The sequence below is a fragment of the Niveibacterium sp. 24ML genome, assembly GCF_026586805.1.
Classification (GTDB): Bacteria; Pseudomonadota; Gammaproteobacteria; order Burkholderiales; family Rhodocyclaceae; genus Niveibacterium.
On record NZ_JAPFHA010000013.1, the window covers coordinates 77,587 to 95,564 of the forward strand.

Sequence of the window (17,978 nt, forward strand, 5' to 3'; positions counted from 1 at the left end):
TTGCTCTGGCAGAGGGCCCGCGTAAGCGGGCCTTTTGTTTTTTATGCGTGCGCCGAAGTCGCATCAGGCTTCGATAGAATCGCCGCTTCAATCGAGGTGCTTCATGTCCCAGTTCAGTAGCGCGTCCGAGCCCGTCGACGCACAGATCGCCAAGCTCAAGCTGCCCCCCCACTCCATTGAAGCGGAGCAATCGCTGATTGGCGGGCTGCTGCTTGATAACGAGGCCTGGGATCGGATCGCAGACCTTGTCAGCGAAACCGACTTCTATCGTGATGACCATCGGCGGATCTTTCGCCATATCGCCAATCTGGTTGAACTGGGTAAGCCGGCCGACGTCGTGACGGTGTTCGAGTCGCTCGACAAGGCGGCGGAAGCCGCCCAGGTCGGCGGCCTGAGCTATCTGGCGGAGATTGCGAATAACACCCCGTCAGCCGCGAACATCCGCCGCTACGCCGAGATCATTCGCGAGCGCTGCATCCTGCGTCGACTGGTAACAATTGGCGACGACATCGCCGCGAATGCGCTCGCGCCGGCCGGGCGTGACGCCAAGGACTTGCTCGATCAGGCCGAGGCGAAGATTTTCGAGATCGCGGAGACCGGGGCGCGTTCGGCGTCCGGATTTCAGCCGATCCAGCCGGTCCTGGGCCAGGTGGTGGATCGCATTCAGGAGTTGTACGACCGCGATGATCCGGAGGAGGTCACCGGTATTCCCTACGGATTGGTGGACGTCGACGACAAGATGTCCGGCCTTCACGGCAGCGACATGATCGTGATTGCCGGCCGCCCTGGCATGGGGAAAACAACCTTTGCCCTGAACGTGGCCGAGAACATTGCGATCCACTCGAAATTGCCGGTTGCCATCTTTTCGATGGAAATGCCGGCAACCCAATTGGCGATGCGCTTCATTGCATCGGTCGGGCGCCTCGACCAGACGCGGCTGCGCAGCGGGCGACTGACTGACGACGACTGGCAGAACCTGACGATGGCGCTGGGGCTTCTGCACGAGGCGCCGATCTTCATTGACGAAACCCCGGGCCTCAACCCGACCGACCTTCGCGCACGTTGCCGCCGCCTGCACCGCCAATGCGGCAAGCTGGGGCTGATCGTGATCGACTACCTGCAGTTGATGACATCGCTCAAGCAAACCGACAACCGGGCGCAGGAGCTGTCGGACATTTCGCGCTCGATCAAGTCCCTGGCCAAGGAACTCAATGTTCCGATCTTTGCGCTCTCGCAGCTCAACCGAAGCTTGGAGAACCGGCCGAACAAGCGCCCGGTGGCGTCCGACCTCCGCGAATCCGGCGCCATCGAGCAGGACGCGGACATCATCATGTTCATCTACCGCGACGAGATCTATAACCCCGATTCACCCGACAAGGGCACCGCGGAGCTGATCATCGGCAAGCACCGGAACGGCCCTACGGGCGTGGTGAAGCTCACCTTCCGCGGCGAAAGCACGCGCTTCGAGAACTACGTGTCGGCACCCGGCTACTGATCCCGTCGACGACGCCATGCTCGCGCCGCTCCGCCCCCGGTGTGGGGGCTGCGAGGCCACGCAGATCTGCACCAGCGGCCCGCACGGAAAGACCCGCCTATGTCAAAAATTGAAACCCTCACCCGCAAGCAGGCCGTCCGCGATTACGAGGGCTATGCCTGTATCGGTCTCGCGAACCCGAAGAATCCGGCCAATGTTGGCGAGGTGATGCGCGCCGCGGGGTGCTACGGCGTGCATTCGGTGTTCTACACCGGCAAGCGCTACGAGAAGGCCAGCGCTTTCCGCACCGATACCAAGCAGGTGCATCTACAGATTCCGCTGATCGGCGTGGAGGATCTGCAGGGCATCATTCCGCTCGGTTGTGTGCCGGTTGCGATCGAGATCCACGCCAACGCGCAGCCGCTGACGCAGTACAAGCACCCCGAGCGCGCGTTCTACATCTTCGGGCCGGAGGACGGCAGCCTGAAGGCCGACGTAACAGCTTGGTGCCGTGACATCGTCTATGTGCCGACCAATGGCTGCATGAACCTTGCCGCGACGGTGAACGTGGTGCTCTACGACCGCATGCTGAAGCGTTCCCTGGCCGATTGACTACGGCTTGGGCCGCGTGCCGGTTGTCGACCGGCGCTGAGTGAGCTAGCGTGATGAGACTGCGACAGCGGAGCCCGCCATGTTCGGCAAACTGATCTTCCGGCAACTCTTCGACGCCGCATCGTCGACCTACACCTACCTGTTGGCCGACCCCGCGACGCGCGATGCGGTGCTGATTGACACCGTCTTCGAGCAGCATCTGCGCGACCTCGCGCTGCTTGAAGAACTTGGCCTCAAGCTTGTGGCGGTGCTCGATACGCATTGCCACGCCGACCATGTCACCGGCGCCTGGCTGATGCAGGCGGAGACCGGCTGCCGCATCGGGGTGTCGAAACGTTACGGCGATGCGATGCAGGGGGCGGACCTGCTACTCGACCACGGTGATCGCGTGGTGTTCGGGCAGCGCTACCTTGAGGTGCGCGCAACGCCTGGGCATACCGATGGCTGCCTGTGTTTCGTCAGCGACGACCAAGGCATGGCATTCACCGGCGACACTCTGCTGATCCGCGGCGCCGGGCGTTGCGACTTCCAGCAGGGCAGCGCGCACACGCTGTTCCGCTCGATCACCGAGCAGATCTTCAGCCTGCCGGGCGAATGCCTGATCTTCCCCGCCCATGACTACAACGGGCGAACGATGTCCTCGGTAGCGGAAGAGCGCTGCCACAACCCACGCATTGGCGGGCAGGCGGACGAGCGCGACTTCGTCGGCTTCATGGAAAACCTCAACCTGCCGCATCCGAAGCAGCTTGCCGTGGCGGTGCCGGCCAACCTGCGATCGGGCCGCCCCGAAGACGGGCGGGTGCCGCGGCCGGCGGACTGGGGGCCGGTGCGCCAGAGCTATGCGGGCTTGCTTGAGATCGAGCCCGAATGGGTGGCCGAACACCTGGATGAGGTGCAGGTGCTCGATGTGCGTCTGCGCGACGAAGTGGACGAGCGGTTGGGGCGCATCGCCGGTGCGCGGCTGATCCCCCTGAACGAATTGCGTGAACGTCTGGCCGAGGTGGCGACTGATCGCCCAGTGATCGCCGTGTGCCATGCGGGCATGCGTTCCGGCCAGGCCAGCGTGATCCTGCGTCAGGCGGGCCTCACCCGCGTTGCCAACATGCGCGGCGGCATGCTGCAGTGGCAGCAGCTGGGCTTGCCGGTGGAACGCTGCGCCCTTCAAGCCGGCCCGCCAACATCTTGATGCAATTCACGGCGTCCTGACACCTTTCGCGCGGGGTGGTGGCGGCAGACTTCGCGCTGCCGACTCACTTCGTCCATAGCGAGAAGACTTCATGAAGCACTGGCTCAAGCACAACCGCGGTTTCCTGATTTTTCTTGTTTGCCTGGGCCTGTTCCGCACCGCGATGGCGGACTGGAACCCTGTGCCGACCGGCTCGATGCGCCCGACCATTCTGGAAGGCGATGTCGTGCTGGTGAACCGGCTGGCCTACGACGTAAAACTGCCGCTGACCGATATCACGCTGGGCCACCTTGGCGACCCGCTGCGCGGCGACATCGTCACGTTCAACTCGCCGAAGGATGGCACGCGCCTCATCAAGCGACTGGTGGCCGTGCCTGGCGACGTCGTCGAAATGCGCGACGATGTGCTGATCCTCAACGGCCAGCCGGCCCGCTATGCAGACCTGAAGCCCGCCGTTGAAAACCTCGGCGCCGGCATCGCCGTGCCCGCGCTGCGCGCCACCGAAACCCTTGCCGGTGAGCAGCGGACCGTGCAATTCCTCGATCGCGTTGGTGCGAAGCGCAGCTTCGGGCCCGTGGTCGTGCCACCGGACCACTACTACATGCTGGGTGATAACCGCGATAACAGCGCGGATTCCCGCTACATCGGCTTCGTGCCGCGCAGCCACATCATCGGCCGCACCCAGCGCATCCTGGTGTCGGCCGATATCACCGACCACTGGCAGCCGCGCATGGGGCGCTTTGCCAGCGCGCTCAACTGAGCGGGCGTTCGCCCGCCGCTGGTACGGAACCATCCCGATCGTCGATGCGTCTATCTGATCGTTAGCCGGGCGCGCCTGTTGCCGCAATGCGGCTGGGCGTCGCCCGCTTCGCTGCCGCGTCTCGCGCGGCGGAGTCCGGCTTGGGGCATGCCCACAAGGCCGGCCCGACGATTTCCCCATCAGGAGTGCAACACCATGCGTGCCACAGAGCTCACCGTTACCCACCGGGCCCCCAGGGGGCTGCAGGACCGTATCGCCTACGCCATCTGCAAGTTCCTGCGATTCTTTGCCGACCTGTTCTTCGCCAACCGCTACGGCCACCGCGCGGTGGTACTGGAAACCGTGGCCGCGGTGCCGGGCATGGTGGGGGGCACCCTGCAGCACCTGCGCGCGCTGCGGCACATGTCAGACGACCACGGCTGGATCCGCACCCTGCTTGATGAAGCCGAGAACGAGCGCATGCACTTGATGACCTTCATCCAGATTGCAAAGCCTTCAGGCTTTGAACGCGTCCTGATCCTGCTGGCGCAGGGCGCCTTCTACAACTTCTTCTTCCTGCTGTACCTGATCTCGCCGAAAACGGCGCACCGCATGGTTGGCTACTTCGAGGAAGAGGCGGTGTACAGCTACACCGAGTACCTCGCGGGTGTCGATAGCGGCCGTTACGAGAACGTGCCGGCGCCCCAGATCGCGATCGACTACTGGAAGCTGCCGGCGAACGCCCGTTTGCGCGATGTGATTCTTGCCGTGCGGCAGGACGAAGCCGGGCACCGCGATGTGAACCACGACTTCGCCGACGCGCTGCGGACACCGCAAACGCAAGCCGCGGGCTGAACTCGCAACGGCCTGCGTGAACGTAAGAACGGCCGGCTCGGGGCTTGGGCTCCGGCCGGCCGTGTGCGCAAAGCCCCCGCCTTACTTGCGGGGGCTTTCCTGCTTCAGAGCTGGGATTTGAAGTAGCGGAACGAGTGCACGAAGGCGTCGCGGACCTTTTCCATCTCGGCGACCATGCCGTCCCAGGTGTCTTCGCCTGCTGACTTCAGCTCGTCGAGCTTGGCGATCGCCAGTTTGGATTGATGGCGTAGCTTGCTCAGCTCTTCCCGGTACTTGCCGCGGGCGTCGTCCCGCGCCTCCTGTGCTTTTGCCTCCAGCACGCTCATGTTGGCGTTCATTTCGTCCAGCTGATGTTTCACCGATTCAATGTACTCGTCGCGTTTTGACATGGCACCTGCTCCTTGCCCTGAGGTAAAGCCTGTCGGCCGGGGCGCCGGATGCGTGGGCTTCCGGCGCCAGATTCTTGGGATGAGTCCATCTTGGGCCGGCGGGGCGGGCGGGTCTGTGCGCTGCCGTACGCAGGCGCGCGCCGTCGCTGCAGCAAGGTTGCATCGGGCCGCTGGCTGACGGTGCGCTTGAAGCCGAGCATCGCCGCCGTCAGCCGTGGCGTTCGGCGGCGATCGCGGACGCAGTCCGGGAAAACTCAGCCGAGTTGGGTGTAAAGCGCGGTGAGCTTGTCCATCGCGTCGAGAATGTTCTCGGAGGTCACTGCCACGTGCTGGTCTTGCTCGCGCGAGGCGCCGGGCTGCTTGATTGCCTCGTCGAAGAAGGCCCACTGCATGTCGGCCAGCGAGAGCCAGGTGCGGATCTCCGCCGTGTTCTCCGGTGCCGCCTTGAGTTCGGCGAAGGCGGTGACGAAATCCGCTCGCGCCTTCTTGAGCCCGGCCGTTGTCTCCGCACTGCTCAAGCCGTTGCGCTCGAAGAAGTAAAACTTGGCCATGCGCTGCGAGAGCATGCGTTGGCGCCCGGCAAGGTTCACCAGCTTGCCGAGCGAGCTGGCCTGCGACTTCTCAAGCTGCACCGTGCCTTCATGGGCGGTGGCGAGCACTTGCTCGTTGAGGCGGGCGATCGTTGCGAGTCCGCTTGCCGAGGGCGGCGCCGTCACCGCGGCGCGGTAGCTGCCCCACAGCGTGGCGAGCTTGTCGTAGGTGGGCGCGATCTCGGCACGTTCCTTCGCCGCGGTGAAGCGGCGCAGGTTCGCGAGCTGGTCTTCGAAGCGGTTCGCTGATGCGGTGAGCAGGCTTTGCGCCTGGTCGTTGCGCACCCCCAGCATGCACTGCGCGTAGCACTTGGCCATCCGCTGCGAGAGCATGCGCTGACGCCCGGCCTGGTTGATGGCTTCGAGCCCGGTGATGCTGATTTCTTTCGGCGCGGCACTGAGCCGGCCGGCAAACAAGATGGCCGGCCCCAGTGCTGCGGCGCTAAGCAAAAGGTGACGACGCGTGCGATCCATGTGCCGAGTCTCCCTTGTGCGTTCAGGCCTTGAGCCAGACCACGCCGTCTTCGAGTTTGGCGGCGAAGGGGCGCGTGCAGCCGACATCGGGCGCAACCGCTTCGCCGCTGTCGAGCCCGATCTTCCAGCTGTGCAGCGGGCAGGTCACGGTCTTGCCATGCACCATGCCCTGCGACAGTGGGCCGCCCTTGTGCGGGCACTTGTCGTGCAGCGCGAAGACTTCGTCATCCGAGGTGCGGAAGATCGCGATGTCGCCATGCTTCGTGCTGCGCACCACGCGCGAGCCGAGCACCGGGATTTCGTCGAGCGTGCACACACGCTTCCAGTCGATTGCTGTGTCCATGATGGCTGTACTCATGATGTGGAATCCTTTGTGCCGCCGCGGCAACTGCCGGCCGCGGCGCAATGCATTGGGGGCTGCCTGCGGGCAGGCTCACTCGCCTGCGTCGTCGCTTTCGAACCAGTCTTCCCATTCGCTCATGGCGTTCGCTCCTCAGGCTGAAACGGCAATCGGGATGTAGGGGCGCTTGAGCGCACCCTCGGTACGTTCCTGCCACGGGTCCTTGTAACCCTGCAGGGCAAACAGCAGGCGCTCATGCAGCGCGCGGCGGTTGGCGGCGTCTTCGACGACCTTGCTCTTGACGTAGTCCAGCCCGACGCGCTGCACGTAGTGCACCGTGCGTTCGAGGTAGTAACCCTCTTCACGGTAGAGCTGCAGGAAGGCGGCCGAGTACTCCATGACTTCCTCGTCGGTCTTGACCTTGACGAAGAACTCGGCCACCTCGGTCTTGATGCCGCCGTTGCCGGCGACGTAGATCTCGTAGCCGGAATCGACACCGATCACGCCAACGTCCTTGATGCCGGCCTCGGCGCAGTTGCGCGGGCAACCGGAGACGGCGAGCTTGACCTTGTGCGGGCTCCACATGCCGAACAGCATCTTTTCGAGCTTCACGCCCATGCTCATCGAGAGCTGCGTGCCGAAGCGGCAGTGTTCGGCGCCGACGCAGGTCTTCACCGTGCGGATCGACTTGCCGTAGGCGTGGCCCGAGACCATGCCGGCCTTCGCGAAGTCGGCCCACATCAGCGGCAGGTCTTCCTTCTTCACGCCCAGCAGGTCGATCCGCTGGCCGCCGGTGACCTTCACGGTGGGCACTTTGTACTTGTCGGCGGCGTCTGCGATCGCGCGCAGTTCGTCCGGCGTGGTGATGCCGCCGAGCATGCGCGGCACGACCGAGTAGCTGCCGTCCTTCTGGATGTTGGCGTGTGCGCGTTCGTTGATGAAGCGGCTCTGCGGATCGTCCTGCGCCTCGTGCGGCCAGGTCGAGATCAGGTAGTAGTTGAGCGCCGGGCGGCAACTCGCGCAGCCGTTGGGGGTTTTCCACTCCAGCGCATGCATGGTCTGCGGAATGGTGAGAAATTTGTTGTCGCGTATCGCCTTGCGCACATCACCGTGCGACAGATCGGTACAGCCGCAGACCGCCTTGTTGTTCGAATCGGCCGGCGTGTAGGCGCCGCCGACGCACGAGGCGAGGATCTGTTCGACCAGCCCGGTACATGAGCCACATGAACTCGACGCCTTGGTGTGCTTGCGCACTTCATCCAGCGTGAAGAGGCCCTGAGTGTTGATCGCCTTGACGATGGTGCCCTTGCACACGCCGTTGCAGCCGCACACTTCCGCGGTGTCCGGCAGGCTCGCGGCGCTGTTGGCGCCTTTGTGCCCAACGTCGCCCAGGTGAGATTTGCCGAACAGCAGGTGGTCGCGGATGTCATGCACATCCTGGCCATCCTTCATCAACTGGAAGTACCAGGAGCCATCGGCGGTATCGCCGTACATCACCGCGCCGACGATCTTGTTGTCCTTGATCACCACCTTTTTGTAGATGCCCATTCCGGGGTCGTGCAGCACGATGTCTTCGGTGCCTTCGCCACCCATGAAGTCGCCGGCCGAGAACAGGTCGATGCCGGTGACCTTGAGCTTGGTGGAGGTCACCGAACCCTGGTAGCGGCCGATGCCGAACATCGCCAGGTGGTTCGCGCAGACCTTGGCCTGCTCGAACAGCGGCGCCACCAGGCCATAGGCAATGCCGCGGTGGTTGGCGCATTCGCCCACGGCGTAGATGCGCGGGTCGTAGGTCTGCAGGGTGTCGTTGACGACGATGCCGCGGTTGCAGTGCAGCCCGGCTTTTTCCGCCAGCGCGGTGTTGGGGCGGATGCCGGCGGCCATCACGACCAGATCGGCCGGGATCGTCTCGCCATCCTTGAACTTCACTGCGGCGACACGGCCAGATTCACCGGCAATCAGTTCGGCGGTACTTGCGGCGAGGCGGAACGCCATGCCCTTGGCTTCGAGCGCCTTCTGTAGCATGCGCGCCGAGGTCGGGTCCATCTGGCGTTCCATGATCCATTCGCCGATGTGCACCACGGTCACGTCCATGCTGCGCAGCGCGAGGCCGTTGGCCGCCTCCAGGCCGAGCAGGCCGGCGCCGATCACCACCGCGTGCTTGTGCTTGCCCGCCGCGTCGATCATCTCGTCGGTGTCCTTGATGTCGCGGTAGGCGATCACCCCCGGCAGCTCCTTGCCCGGCACCGGCAGGATGAAGGGCGTCGAGCCGGTCGCGAGCAGCAGGCGGTCGTACTCGGCTTCAGTGCCGTCATCCGCGATCACCTTGCGCTTGATGCGGTCGATCGTGACGATGGTCTTACCGGTGTGCAGGGTGATGCCGTTGTCGCGGTACCAGTCCCAGTCGTTGAGGATGATGTCCTGCACGGTCATCTCGCCGGCAAGCACCGGTGAGAGCAGGATGCGGTTGTAGTTCGGGTGTGGCTCGGCCCCGAACACGGTGATGTCGTACATGTCCGGAGCGAGCTTGATCAGCTCTTCGAGCGTGCGGCAACCCGCCATGCCGTTGCCGACCATCACCAGTTTGAGTTTGCGCATGTTGCATCCCTCGACGAAACGCGCACGGCCAGCGGCCATGCAGAAAAGTGTTTGCGTTCGTGGGGATCTGCGTCGATCCGCGCGGCAACCGTCGTTGGCCACCGCCTGCCACCCACGCCGCCATCGTGGCTGCGTGGTGGATCACCCGGATGCTGTGGCGGCGGCCTTGGGGGCGTCCTGCACACAGCGGATGATCCGCATGACTGGTCCATAGCAATCCGCGTGCCCGCTCACGGGACGAGTTTTTGCAAGGCATCCCGGCCGCAGCGTCGGCCTGATCGGCTTGCGCGTGTTCCGTTCCGGGGCGTGCTGCGCAATAGTGGTGCGCTGCGACAGGCGGGCCGCGCGTGGCGGCTTGCGACGGGTTTCAAGTGCGGTGAAGGGCCTGCGTTGCCGCGGGCCGCTGCACCAAAAGAAAAGCGCGCTGCCCGCGGGAGCGGCGCAGCGCGCTGGATCGATCGGGGGGGCGGATAAATGTTCAGCGCGAAAAGCGATTGCGCTCGCGTCGCTGCAGCAAGACGCTCAGCGCCACCAGGAAGATCGCGATGAAAGCCAGGCCGGACAGATTCGCGATCGTCAGCCCGAACAAGGTCCAGTCAACCTTGGCGCAATCGCCGCTGCCCTGGAAGATCATCGGCAGCGCCTGCGCGATCGGGAAGCTGTTCATCATGAATTCCAGATCCGGCCCGCATTCCACGAACTTGGGCGGAAACCACTGCAGCCAGCTCTGGCGAGCCGCGATGCCCAGGCCGGTGAGCGCGACCAGGCTCGTCATCAGCGCATAACCGAAGCCGCCGCGGCCACGCGGGTTGTGCAGGGCCGCCAGCAGCGCGAGCAGGCCCGCCGCTGCAAACGCGTAGCGCTGCATGATGCACATCGGGCAAGGCTGAACGTTCTTGATCGTTTGCAGGACCAGCCCGCTTGCGAGCAGACCGAAACAGAACACGGCGATGGCGGTGAAACGCTGGCGTTGCGAGAAGCGGGTGATCATTTTGGGTGGGGCTTGCAGCATTGAATAAGGGCAAGCCGGTGATTGTACGATGCCTTGAGGTTCGGCGCGGATTTGTCATATTCGACAAATCCGTCGGCCGACACGGAGGCGCTCAGGTCATGCCGACGCCGACGGCAACCATCGCCCGTGCGTGCATCAGATCGCGCGCGTGGCCGCTGGCGAGCAGGCAGGCAGCGAGCTGGTTCGACAGGGGCGTCGGCGTTGCGCGACGGCCTTCCATCATCTCGCGGATCAGCGCCGCCACGGCGTCCGGGTCGTTTGGATCACAGCGCAGCGGCGGAGGGCTCCAGCCTTGGGGTTCTTCGTCGTAGAGCACGTTCGGCTCGCCCTTGCTGAGCCAGGTGATGCGCGGGCGGCGGTCTGAGCTTGCGCTCGATTCGCCATCGGGCGCGTGCATCAGGATCGCCTCGGCGTTCGTTTCCAGCAGAAGTTCATGCAGGGACTCGATCGCGTCCGGCTGGCTGGCGCAGATGATGCGCAGGGTCTCGCCCGGCATCGGGTCGATGAGTTTGGCGATCAGGTGCCCCACATGCCGCGCCCCGAGTTCGTCGCGCAGCGAGAGCAGCTGGTCCAGCTCGGGCGCCAGCAAGTGCGTCGGTACCACGGCCAGATTGTGCAGGGCCAGCGATTCCAGCGCCTGCTCGAGCGAGGCCGCCGTGGGGCGGCCAAGGCGCTTGAACACGTCGAAGCTCGGTGGCACACGGCCTTCACCGAGCGAACCATGAACCAGTACCGGCACGCCGGTTTGCGCCAGGCGCAGCGCCAGTGCCGGCATCAGGTTGGGCTGGCTGTGGCGGCTGGCGTAGGTGGGGATGATCGCAACGCGGCGCGAGCCGTGCGGTGCGTCCAACTGCACCGTGTGCTCGGCAAGCGACTCGGCAAAACCGAGCATCTCGTCGATCGTCTCGCCCTTCCAGCGCAGCGCCATCAGGATGGCGCCAAGGCGCACTTGTGAAACACCGCCGTCGAGCATGCGCTGGAACAGGTCGTGGGCTTCTTCGCGGGCGAGATCTTCGCACGCAGCGGGGCCGCGCCCGATTTTGGTGAGCGCGGTAGCAACTTCCATCACGCGATCCTCCTGGGTTTGAGAGTGCATAGTGACTGTTGTTCTTGTTGTCGATGCGCGATGACGGGATCGCCGTCATGCGCACCGGGAAGCGGTGCCTTTGGTGTGTGGCCTCGGGCACCATGGAGGCTCATGACGTGTGTTCTCCGCCGCTGAGCCGTTTGAGTTCGGGCACGCAGGATCCGCAGTTGGTGCCGCACTTCGTGCGGGCCTGCAGCGATTCGAGCGTTTCGCCGGCCTTGAATGCCGCGACGATGTCGCGTTCGGCCACGTCGAAGCAATTGCAGATCACCTTGCCGCGCTGCTCCTGCTGCCCCGCAGGCGCTTGGGTGAGCGGGGCGAGCAGCCACTTGCGTGCCTCGCCGGCCGGTGTGCCCTGCGCCATCATGTCCTGTAGCCACCCGGCAGCGCGGGTTTCACCCACCAGCCGCACGGCGCTGAGGGTGTCGCCGTCGATCAGCGCGCGCTTGGCGATGTCGCGCCGAGCGTCGCGGTAGCTCAGCGCGTGCGGATCATCCAGCGCCACGGCATGATCGAGCGCGGCAATTGCCGCATCGGCGGCTTCCGGCGCGCGCGCCTTGAGCACCACCACCGGCGCATCGCGCCCGGCCAGCGTCAGGCTTGAGTAGCTGGCCTCGGGCAGGGCGCTGCGCAGGGTGTCGCGCACGCGTGCCATCACGGCCATTGCGCTGTCGACCGCATCCGGCTCCACCCGCCGCAGCGCGACGATCTCGCGGCCTTCGGCGAACTTCTCGATCTGCACGGCGGTGTGTTTGAGCTCGGGCTGCTTCGAGTAGGGGTCGAAGGCCGGTACCGTCAGCGCATTGACGCCGTGGCCGCCCATCGAGTTGCTGCCCCAGTGCATCGGCAGGAAGGCCTGGCCCTGGCGCACCGAATCGCTCGCGGCGGCCTTGACGATGATCGCGCCCCGGCGGCTGCTGACGCGCACCAGATCGCCTTCGGCCAGCGATCGGCGCTCAAGGTCGGCCGGGTTCAGGTGCAGCAGCGGCTCGCCTTCATGCGCGAACAGTCGCGCCAGCGTGCCGGTGCGGCTCATGCCGTGCCACTGGTCGCGCAGCCGGCCGGTGGTCAGGGCGATCGGGTATTTGGCCGATACCGGTTCGGCGACTGCCTTGTGTTCGGTCACCACGAAGCGTGCGCGGCCCGATTCGGTGGGGAACAGGCCGTCTTCGTACAGCCGTTGCCGGCCCTGGCTGGCGCCCTCGGGGTAGGGCCACTGCTGCGGGCCTGCGGCCTCCAGCGTGGCGTAAGACAGGCCGGTGATGTCCAGATCGCGCCCGCGCGTGCTTTCGCGGTGCTCGTTCCAGATCGCCTCGTCGTCGGCGTAGGGGAAGAGTGCGTCGGTGTGCGGGTGTTCGAGCGCGCGGCCGAGGCGGCGTGCGAAGTCGACCGCGATGTCCCAGTCATGGCGTGCTTCGCCGGGGGCTGGCACGGCCGGGCGGACACGCGAGATGCGGCGTTCGGAATTGGTGACCGTGCCGGTCTTCTCGCCCCAGGTGCTGGCCGGCAAGAGCAGGTCGGCGTAGGCGGCGGTCTCGGTGGTGGCGTAGGCCTCCTGCACCACGACGAACTCGGCCTTGCCGAGCGCGCGCGCAATCTGCGCGGCGTCGGGCATCGACTGCGCCGGGTTCGTGCAGGCGATCCAGACCGCCTTGATCTCACCGCTTTCCAGTGCGTTGAACAGTTCGACCGCGCTCTTGCCCGGTTTTTCGGGCACTGAGGGCAGCCCCCACAGCGCGGCCACTTCAGCGCGGTGCTGCGGGTTGGCCAGATCGCGGTGGGCCGAGAGCATGTTGGCAAGCCCGCCCACTTCACGGCCACCCATCGCGTTGGGTTGGCCAGTCAAAGAAAAGGGGCCGGCGCCAGGCCGGCCCAAATGCCCAGAGGCGAGATGAAGATTGATCAGCGCGGCATTGTTGTGAGTGCCGTGCGAAGACTGGTTGAGGCCCTGGCAGTACATCGACAGGGTGGCTTTCGAGGTGGCGAACCACTGCGCGGCGCGCTCGATGTCGGCCGCCGGCACGCCGCAGATGCCCGCCGCCATTTGCGGCGTGTAGGCGCGCACCACCTTCTTGAGTGCGTCGAAGCCTTCGGTGTGGGCGGCGATGTAGGCCTCGTCCACCCAGCCTTCCCACAGCATCACATGCAGCATCGCGTTGTAGAGCGCAATGTCGCTGCCGGGCAGGATCGCCAGGTGCAGGTCGGCCGCTTCGGCGGTGTCGGTGCGGCGCGGGTCCACCACGATCAGCTTCATCGCCGGGTTGGCCTTGCGCGCGTCTTCGATGCGGCGGAAGACGATCGGGTGGGCGAAGGCGGTGTTGCTGCCGCTGATGAAAAGGCAGTCGGTATGGTCGATGTCTTCGTAACAGGCGGGCGGAGCGTCGGCGCCGAGCGTCTGCTTGTAGCCGGCCACCGCGCTGCTCATGCACAGGCGCGAGTTGGTGTCGACGTTGTTGGTGCCGATCAGCCCCTTCGCGAGCTTGTTGAAGACGTAGTAATCCTCGGTCAGCAACTGGCCGGAAATGTAGAACGCGACGGCATCCGGGCCGTGCTCGCGGATGATCGTGGCAAAACGCTCACTGGCGTGGTCGAGCGCGGCGTTCCAGCTGACCCGCTGCCGCGCGGTGGCGCGATTGGTGCGAAGTTCGGGGTACAGCGCGCGGGCCGCGCGGGTGCTGGGTGCCGCCGTCAGGTGCAGGGTCGAACCCTTCGTGCACAGGCGGCCGAAGTTGGCCGGGTGGGTGGGGTCACCGCGCACGCCGGTGATCGTGCCCGCATCGTGTTCGATGATGACGCCGCAGCCAACCCCGCAGTAGCAGCATGTGGATTTTGTTTCGGGCATGTTTTCCTCGTCTCCGGGGACGAGTTAGCAATGCCTGTGCCATGACGAGCGGGAGCCCGCTGAACTGTTTGGCAAGGCCCCGGATTCGCAGGGCGCGCGCCAGCCGGCACCAGATTGATGCGCACCGGCGTCGCTGTGGGGCGCCGAAACGGCGTGCATGCGTTCGTCGTGCTTGCGCACCGGATTGGGGCGAGCGGTGCTGTGGCCTCAAGTAAATCCGCCGGATGTCGTTGTGCTGAACTTGCGCTCGCGTGGGAGGTTCAGATGCTCAAGCGGAAACTGTCGATACAGGCCTTGCTTTTGTTGCTCGCGGTGGCGGGGATCATTGCGGTGCTGGTGAGCGGTTTGATCGCACAATTCGGCACGCGCCAGCTTGCGGGCGGCATTGATGCGCTGATGGCAACGCAGCAGCAGGTGCTGCGCCAGGCCGACGTGGACATGATGCACGACGCCGTGCGCGGTGATGTGCTCAGTGCGCGCCTGCTTGCGGCCGGTGGCGGCGGTGACAAGGCGCAGGTGCAGCAGGACTTTGCCGAGCACGCCAAACGCTTGCGCGACAACTTCGAGCGCAACCGCAGCGAGCTTTCGGCATCGGAACGCGCGCTTGCCGACGCCGCTGCGCCGGTGCTGGAGCGTTACCTCACGACCGCCGGCGCATTGATCGACCACGCCTCCTCGCAGGCGGAAGTCGATGCCTTCAACCAGGATTTCGATGCGCTTGAGGACAGCCTCGCCAAGCTGACCGAGCAGATCGCGGCAGCGGCCGAACATGAACGCGAGTCGGCCGCGAAGACGGTGGGTACCGTTCAGTGGCGCAGCGCCGCGGTGGCCTTGCTGGCTGCGGCGGGTTTGTTGTTTGCAGCGGTCTTCGTCTATCGCCGAATCGGGCCGCCGCTCAGGCGGATTGCGCGCGAGGCGAAGGACATTGCGAGTTCGGGCGATCTGTCACGCCGCATCGGTGGTGCGGCCGGCGATGAGCTTGGGGATGCGATCACCGCCTTCGATCATCTGCTCTCGGTGCAGCAAGGCGTTGTGCGCGACGCACTGCGCGCCGCGCAGGAGACTGCTGCGGCAGTGGCGGCGATGCAGGGCGTCAGCAATGCCGTGCGTGACGATGCGAACGTACAGCAGGCCCTTGCAAGCCGAGCGAGCGCTGACTTCGCCGCGATTCGCGCCAGCGTCGAGCTGGTGGCGGCCAACGCGGGCCAGGCACTGGCGCGTGCGCAGGCTTCTGGCGAGTTCGCGCGCAACGGTTCAAAGCTGGTACACCGTGCCGCCTGTGACATCCGCACGATTGCCGATTCGGTGCAAGAGACCGCTCAGGTGGTGGCGTCGCTGAGCGGCGAGGCAAGCCAGATCGCGACGGTGGTGGGCGAGATCAAGGCGATCGCCGACCAGACCAACCTGCTGGCGCTCAACGCTGCCATCGAGGCGGCGCGTGCCGGTGAGCAGGGGCGCGGCTTTGCGGTGGTGGCCGACGAGGTGCGCAAGCTGGCCGAACGCACCGCGCACTCGACCGAACTGATCGTCGGCACGGTGGGGCGCATCCAGCAGACGATCGCGGTGGCGGTCGGCGCGATCGATCAGAGCGTGGACGGGGTTCAGGCCAGTGTGGCCCGCGCCGAAGAGGCCGGTGCCGCGGTGGAAGAGATTCCGCGTGCCGCGGCCGAAGTGGAGGTGGGCATGGCCGGCATCCAGCAAGCCTTGCACGAGGAACGCGATGCCACGCAAAGGCTCGATGGCCTGATCGCCCAGATCGCCGAGGCGGCCGACCGCAACGCCGGCAATGCGGTAAGCGCGGCGGGCCTCGCCACCGAAGCGGCGCAGGCGATGACGCAGCTGGGCGAGTCGGTTGGGCGGTTCAAGGTCTAGGGCGCGGCCGGCGCGCCAGTTCAAGCCCTTGCGAGCAGGGCGAGCGCGCTGACCTGATCAAGGATCGGTTGCGGCGCAGGCGTGCGCCCTTCGAGCATTGCGCGGATCAGTGCGGCGTTGTCGGCAACGTTGCAATCGCCACCCGGTTCGCGCAGCGGATCGCCGTCTTCCTGTTCGAACAGCACGCGCGCGGCGCCGTCGAGGTAGCCGAGCAGGCGCGGGCGCCGCCGCGGGTGGGCGTAGGCTTCGCCTTCGGTGGCGCGCATCAGCATGGCGTTGGCGTGCTCGCGGTCGAGTTGCTCGGCCATGCGTTCGAGGTATTCCGGGTGGGTCACGGCGATCACCCGCACGCTGCGATCGCGGCAGGGGTCGAGCAGCTTTGCCAGCGTATGGCCGCTGTTGCGCAGGCCGACGCGGCGGCGCAGCGCGAGCAGGGCATCGAGGCCGGGGCACAGCTCGGCTACCGCGATGCAGGCCAGCTTGCTCGCAGCTAGCTGCGCGCCGGCTTCGTCGGCGGACCCGGCGGGCGCAATGCCCAGCGCGGCGAGCAGTTCAAACGGGCTGACGCGGCTTTCGAAATCGTGCCGCCCCTGGATCAGCACCGGCACGCCTTCGCGGGCCAGCAGCATGGCGACCAGGGGCATCAGGTTGGGCTGCTTGCGCGCGCCGTTGTAGGTGGGCAATACCACGCAGCGCGGGCCGGCGGGCGCCGCCACTTGTGCGGTCCGTGCATCCATCGCGCGTTTGAAGCCGGCGATCTCGTTGGCGTCTTCGCCCTTGATCCGCATCGAAAGCAGGATGGCACCCAGTTCCAGGTCGGGCACCCGCTGGTTGAGGATGTCGCCGAAAAGGGTTTCGGCCTGCGCTTCGCTCATCGGCTTGGCGCCCTTGGCGCCCCGGCCGATTTCCTTGATGATCGGGGCGTATTGCATGGTGTCGTTCATTTATCTGCGGCCCTGCCTTGTTGAATCTGTGCGCGGCAAGTACTGCGCCAGAGCGCGCATTCTACGGAGGAATCATGAAAGTCGGCTTTGTCGGACTAGGGATCATGGGGCGCCCGATGGCGCTCAACCTGCTCAAGGGCGGGCACCAGGTGGCGGTGTGGACGCGCCGCGCGGAATCCATGCAGCCGCTCTTGGCTGCGGGTGCCGCCGCGGCCGAATCGGCGGCCGCACTGGCGCGGGACTGCGAGCTGGTCATCAGCATGGTGGCTGATGCGCCGGACGTGGAGCAGGTGGCCCTTGGCCCGCAAGGGGTGGTGGCCGGCGCTGAAGCAGCCGGCCGCAATGATCTGGTGTTCGCCGACATGAGCACCATCGCGCCTTCAGCCGCGCGCTCGATCGCCGCGCGGATGGCCGAGCGCGGCGTGACGATGCTCGACGCGCCGGTATCCGGCGGCGAAGTCGGCGCGATTGCCGGCAGCCTCACGATCATGGTCGGTGGCCAGCAGGCCGCTTGCGAGCGCGCGCGCCCGGCCTTCGAATGCATGGGCAAGACGGTCACCTGGATCGGTGAGAGCGGTGCAGGGCAGGTGGCCAAGGCGTGCAACCAGATCCTGACGGGCGCCGGGGTGGCGATCGTGGCCGAGGCGCTGCACTTTGCGCGCGCTTCGGGCGTGGACCCGGCGCGGGTGCGCGAGGCGATGCTGGGCGGCTTTGCCTACAGCCGTATCCTTGAAAACCACGGCCAGCGCATGCTCGACCGCAACTTCAAGCCCGGCTTCAAGGCCTGGATGCATCAGAAGGATCTGCGCATCGTGCTCGACGAGGCGCACCAGATGGGCGTGTCTCTGCCCAACAGCGCGGCGACTGCGCAGATGCTCAACGGCGCGGTCGGTTGCGGCATGGGCGAGGACGATTCGATTTCCTTGCTACGCCTGCTTGAGCGGATCTCAGGGAGGGATTAGGC

Annotated in this window: 15 protein-coding genes; 7 read left to right on the plus strand and 8 right to left on the minus strand. The window is 65.8% G+C overall.

What is annotated here, in order from left to right; all coding sequences use genetic code 11:
* The first annotated feature begins 103 nt into the window (after nucleotides 1-103).
* The 5 genes from dnaB (at nucleotide 104) to OPU71_RS12595 (ending at nucleotide 4,866) form a co-directional block, all read left to right on the plus strand.
* The gene (dnaB, locus tag OPU71_RS12575; protein WP_267728330.1) at nucleotides 104-1,495 is read left to right on the plus strand and encodes a replicative DNA helicase; all 1,392 of its coding nucleotides are present in this window, start codon (nucleotides 104-106) and stop codon (nucleotides 1,493-1,495) included.
* A gap of 99 nt (nucleotides 1,496-1,594) precedes the next feature.
* On the plus strand, nucleotides 1,595-2,086 hold the full coding sequence (locus OPU71_RS12580) for an RNA methyltransferase (RefSeq protein ID WP_267728332.1): 492 nt from the start codon (nucleotides 1,595-1,597) through the stop codon (nucleotides 2,084-2,086).
* Nucleotides 2,087-2,165: 79 nt separating this feature from the next.
* Nucleotides 2,166-3,272 carry an MBL fold metallo-hydrolase gene (locus OPU71_RS12585; RefSeq protein ID WP_267728333.1) on the plus strand — a complete coding sequence of 369 codons (1,107 nt, stop codon included), beginning with the start codon at nucleotides 2,166-2,168 and terminating at the stop codon, nucleotides 3,270-3,272.
* 91 nt (nucleotides 3,273-3,363) lie between these two features.
* Nucleotides 3,364-4,032 carry a signal peptidase I gene (lepB, locus tag OPU71_RS12590; RefSeq protein WP_267728335.1) on the plus strand — a complete coding sequence of 223 codons (669 nt, stop codon included), beginning with the start codon at nucleotides 3,364-3,366 and terminating at the stop codon, nucleotides 4,030-4,032.
* A 195-nt stretch (nucleotides 4,033-4,227) separates the two neighbouring features.
* On the plus strand, nucleotides 4,228-4,866 hold the full coding sequence (locus OPU71_RS12595) for an alternative oxidase (protein ID WP_267728336.1): 639 nt from the start codon (nucleotides 4,228-4,230) through the stop codon (nucleotides 4,864-4,866).
* 104 nt (nucleotides 4,867-4,970) lie between these two features.
* Here OPU71_RS12595 and OPU71_RS12600 read toward each other — a convergent pair whose 3' ends face one another.
* From OPU71_RS12600 to OPU71_RS12630, 7 genes are all read right to left on the minus strand, one after another.
* A complete protein-coding gene (locus tag OPU71_RS12600) occupies nucleotides 4,971-5,255 on the minus strand; it encodes a hypothetical protein (RefSeq protein WP_267728338.1) in 285 nt (94 codons plus the stop codon).
* 254 nt (nucleotides 5,256-5,509) lie between these two features.
* The gene (locus OPU71_RS12605; protein ID WP_267728339.1) at nucleotides 5,510-6,319 is read right to left on the minus strand and encodes a type IV pili methyl-accepting chemotaxis transducer N-terminal domain-containing protein; all 810 of its coding nucleotides are present in this window, start codon (nucleotides 6,317-6,319) and stop codon (nucleotides 5,510-5,512) included.
* Nucleotides 6,320-6,341: 22 nt separating this feature from the next.
* On the minus strand, nucleotides 6,342-6,677 hold the full coding sequence (gene nirD / locus OPU71_RS12610; RefSeq protein ID WP_267728340.1) for a nitrite reductase small subunit NirD: 336 nt from the start codon (nucleotides 6,675-6,677) through the stop codon (nucleotides 6,342-6,344).
* Between the two features lie 135 nt (nucleotides 6,678-6,812).
* Nucleotides 6,813-9,257 (minus strand): nitrite reductase large subunit NirB, encoded by a 2,445-nt coding sequence (gene nirB, locus OPU71_RS12615; RefSeq protein ID WP_267728342.1) that lies wholly within the window; start codon nucleotides 9,255-9,257, stop codon nucleotides 6,813-6,815.
* Between the two features lie 478 nt (nucleotides 9,258-9,735).
* Nucleotides 9,736-10,248: a disulfide bond formation protein B gene (locus tag OPU71_RS12620; protein ID WP_267728343.1), complete on the minus strand. Its 513-nt coding sequence runs from the start codon at nucleotides 10,246-10,248 to the stop codon at nucleotides 9,736-9,738.
* Between the two features lie 112 nt (nucleotides 10,249-10,360).
* Entirely contained in the window at nucleotides 10,361-11,335 is a 975-nt protein-coding gene (ybiB, locus tag OPU71_RS12625) for a DNA-binding protein YbiB (RefSeq protein ID WP_267728344.1), read from the minus strand.
* Between the two features lie 130 nt (nucleotides 11,336-11,465).
* A complete protein-coding gene (locus OPU71_RS12630) occupies nucleotides 11,466-14,198 on the minus strand; it encodes a nitrate reductase (protein WP_267728345.1) in 2,733 nt (910 codons plus the stop codon).
* Between the two features lie 264 nt (nucleotides 14,199-14,462).
* Here OPU71_RS12630 and OPU71_RS12635 point away from each other — a divergent pair, with 264 nt between their 5' ends.
* Nucleotides 14,463-16,070 carry a methyl-accepting chemotaxis protein gene (locus OPU71_RS12635; protein ID WP_267728346.1) on the plus strand — a complete coding sequence of 536 codons (1,608 nt, stop codon included), beginning with the start codon at nucleotides 14,463-14,465 and terminating at the stop codon, nucleotides 16,068-16,070.
* Nucleotides 16,071-16,090: 20 nt separating this feature from the next.
* Here OPU71_RS12635 and ybiB (OPU71_RS12640) read toward each other — a convergent pair whose 3' ends face one another.
* A complete protein-coding gene (gene ybiB, locus OPU71_RS12640; protein ID WP_267728383.1) occupies nucleotides 16,091-17,002 on the minus strand; it encodes a DNA-binding protein YbiB in 912 nt (303 codons plus the stop codon).
* Between the two features lie 86 nt (nucleotides 17,003-17,088).
* Here ybiB (OPU71_RS12640) and OPU71_RS12645 point away from each other — a divergent pair, with 86 nt between their 5' ends.
* Nucleotides 17,089-17,976, plus strand: coding sequence for an NAD(P)-dependent oxidoreductase (locus OPU71_RS12645; protein ID WP_267728347.1), 888 nt, complete (start codon nucleotides 17,089-17,091; stop codon nucleotides 17,974-17,976).
* The last annotated feature ends 2 nt before the right edge of the window (nucleotides 17,977-17,978 follow it).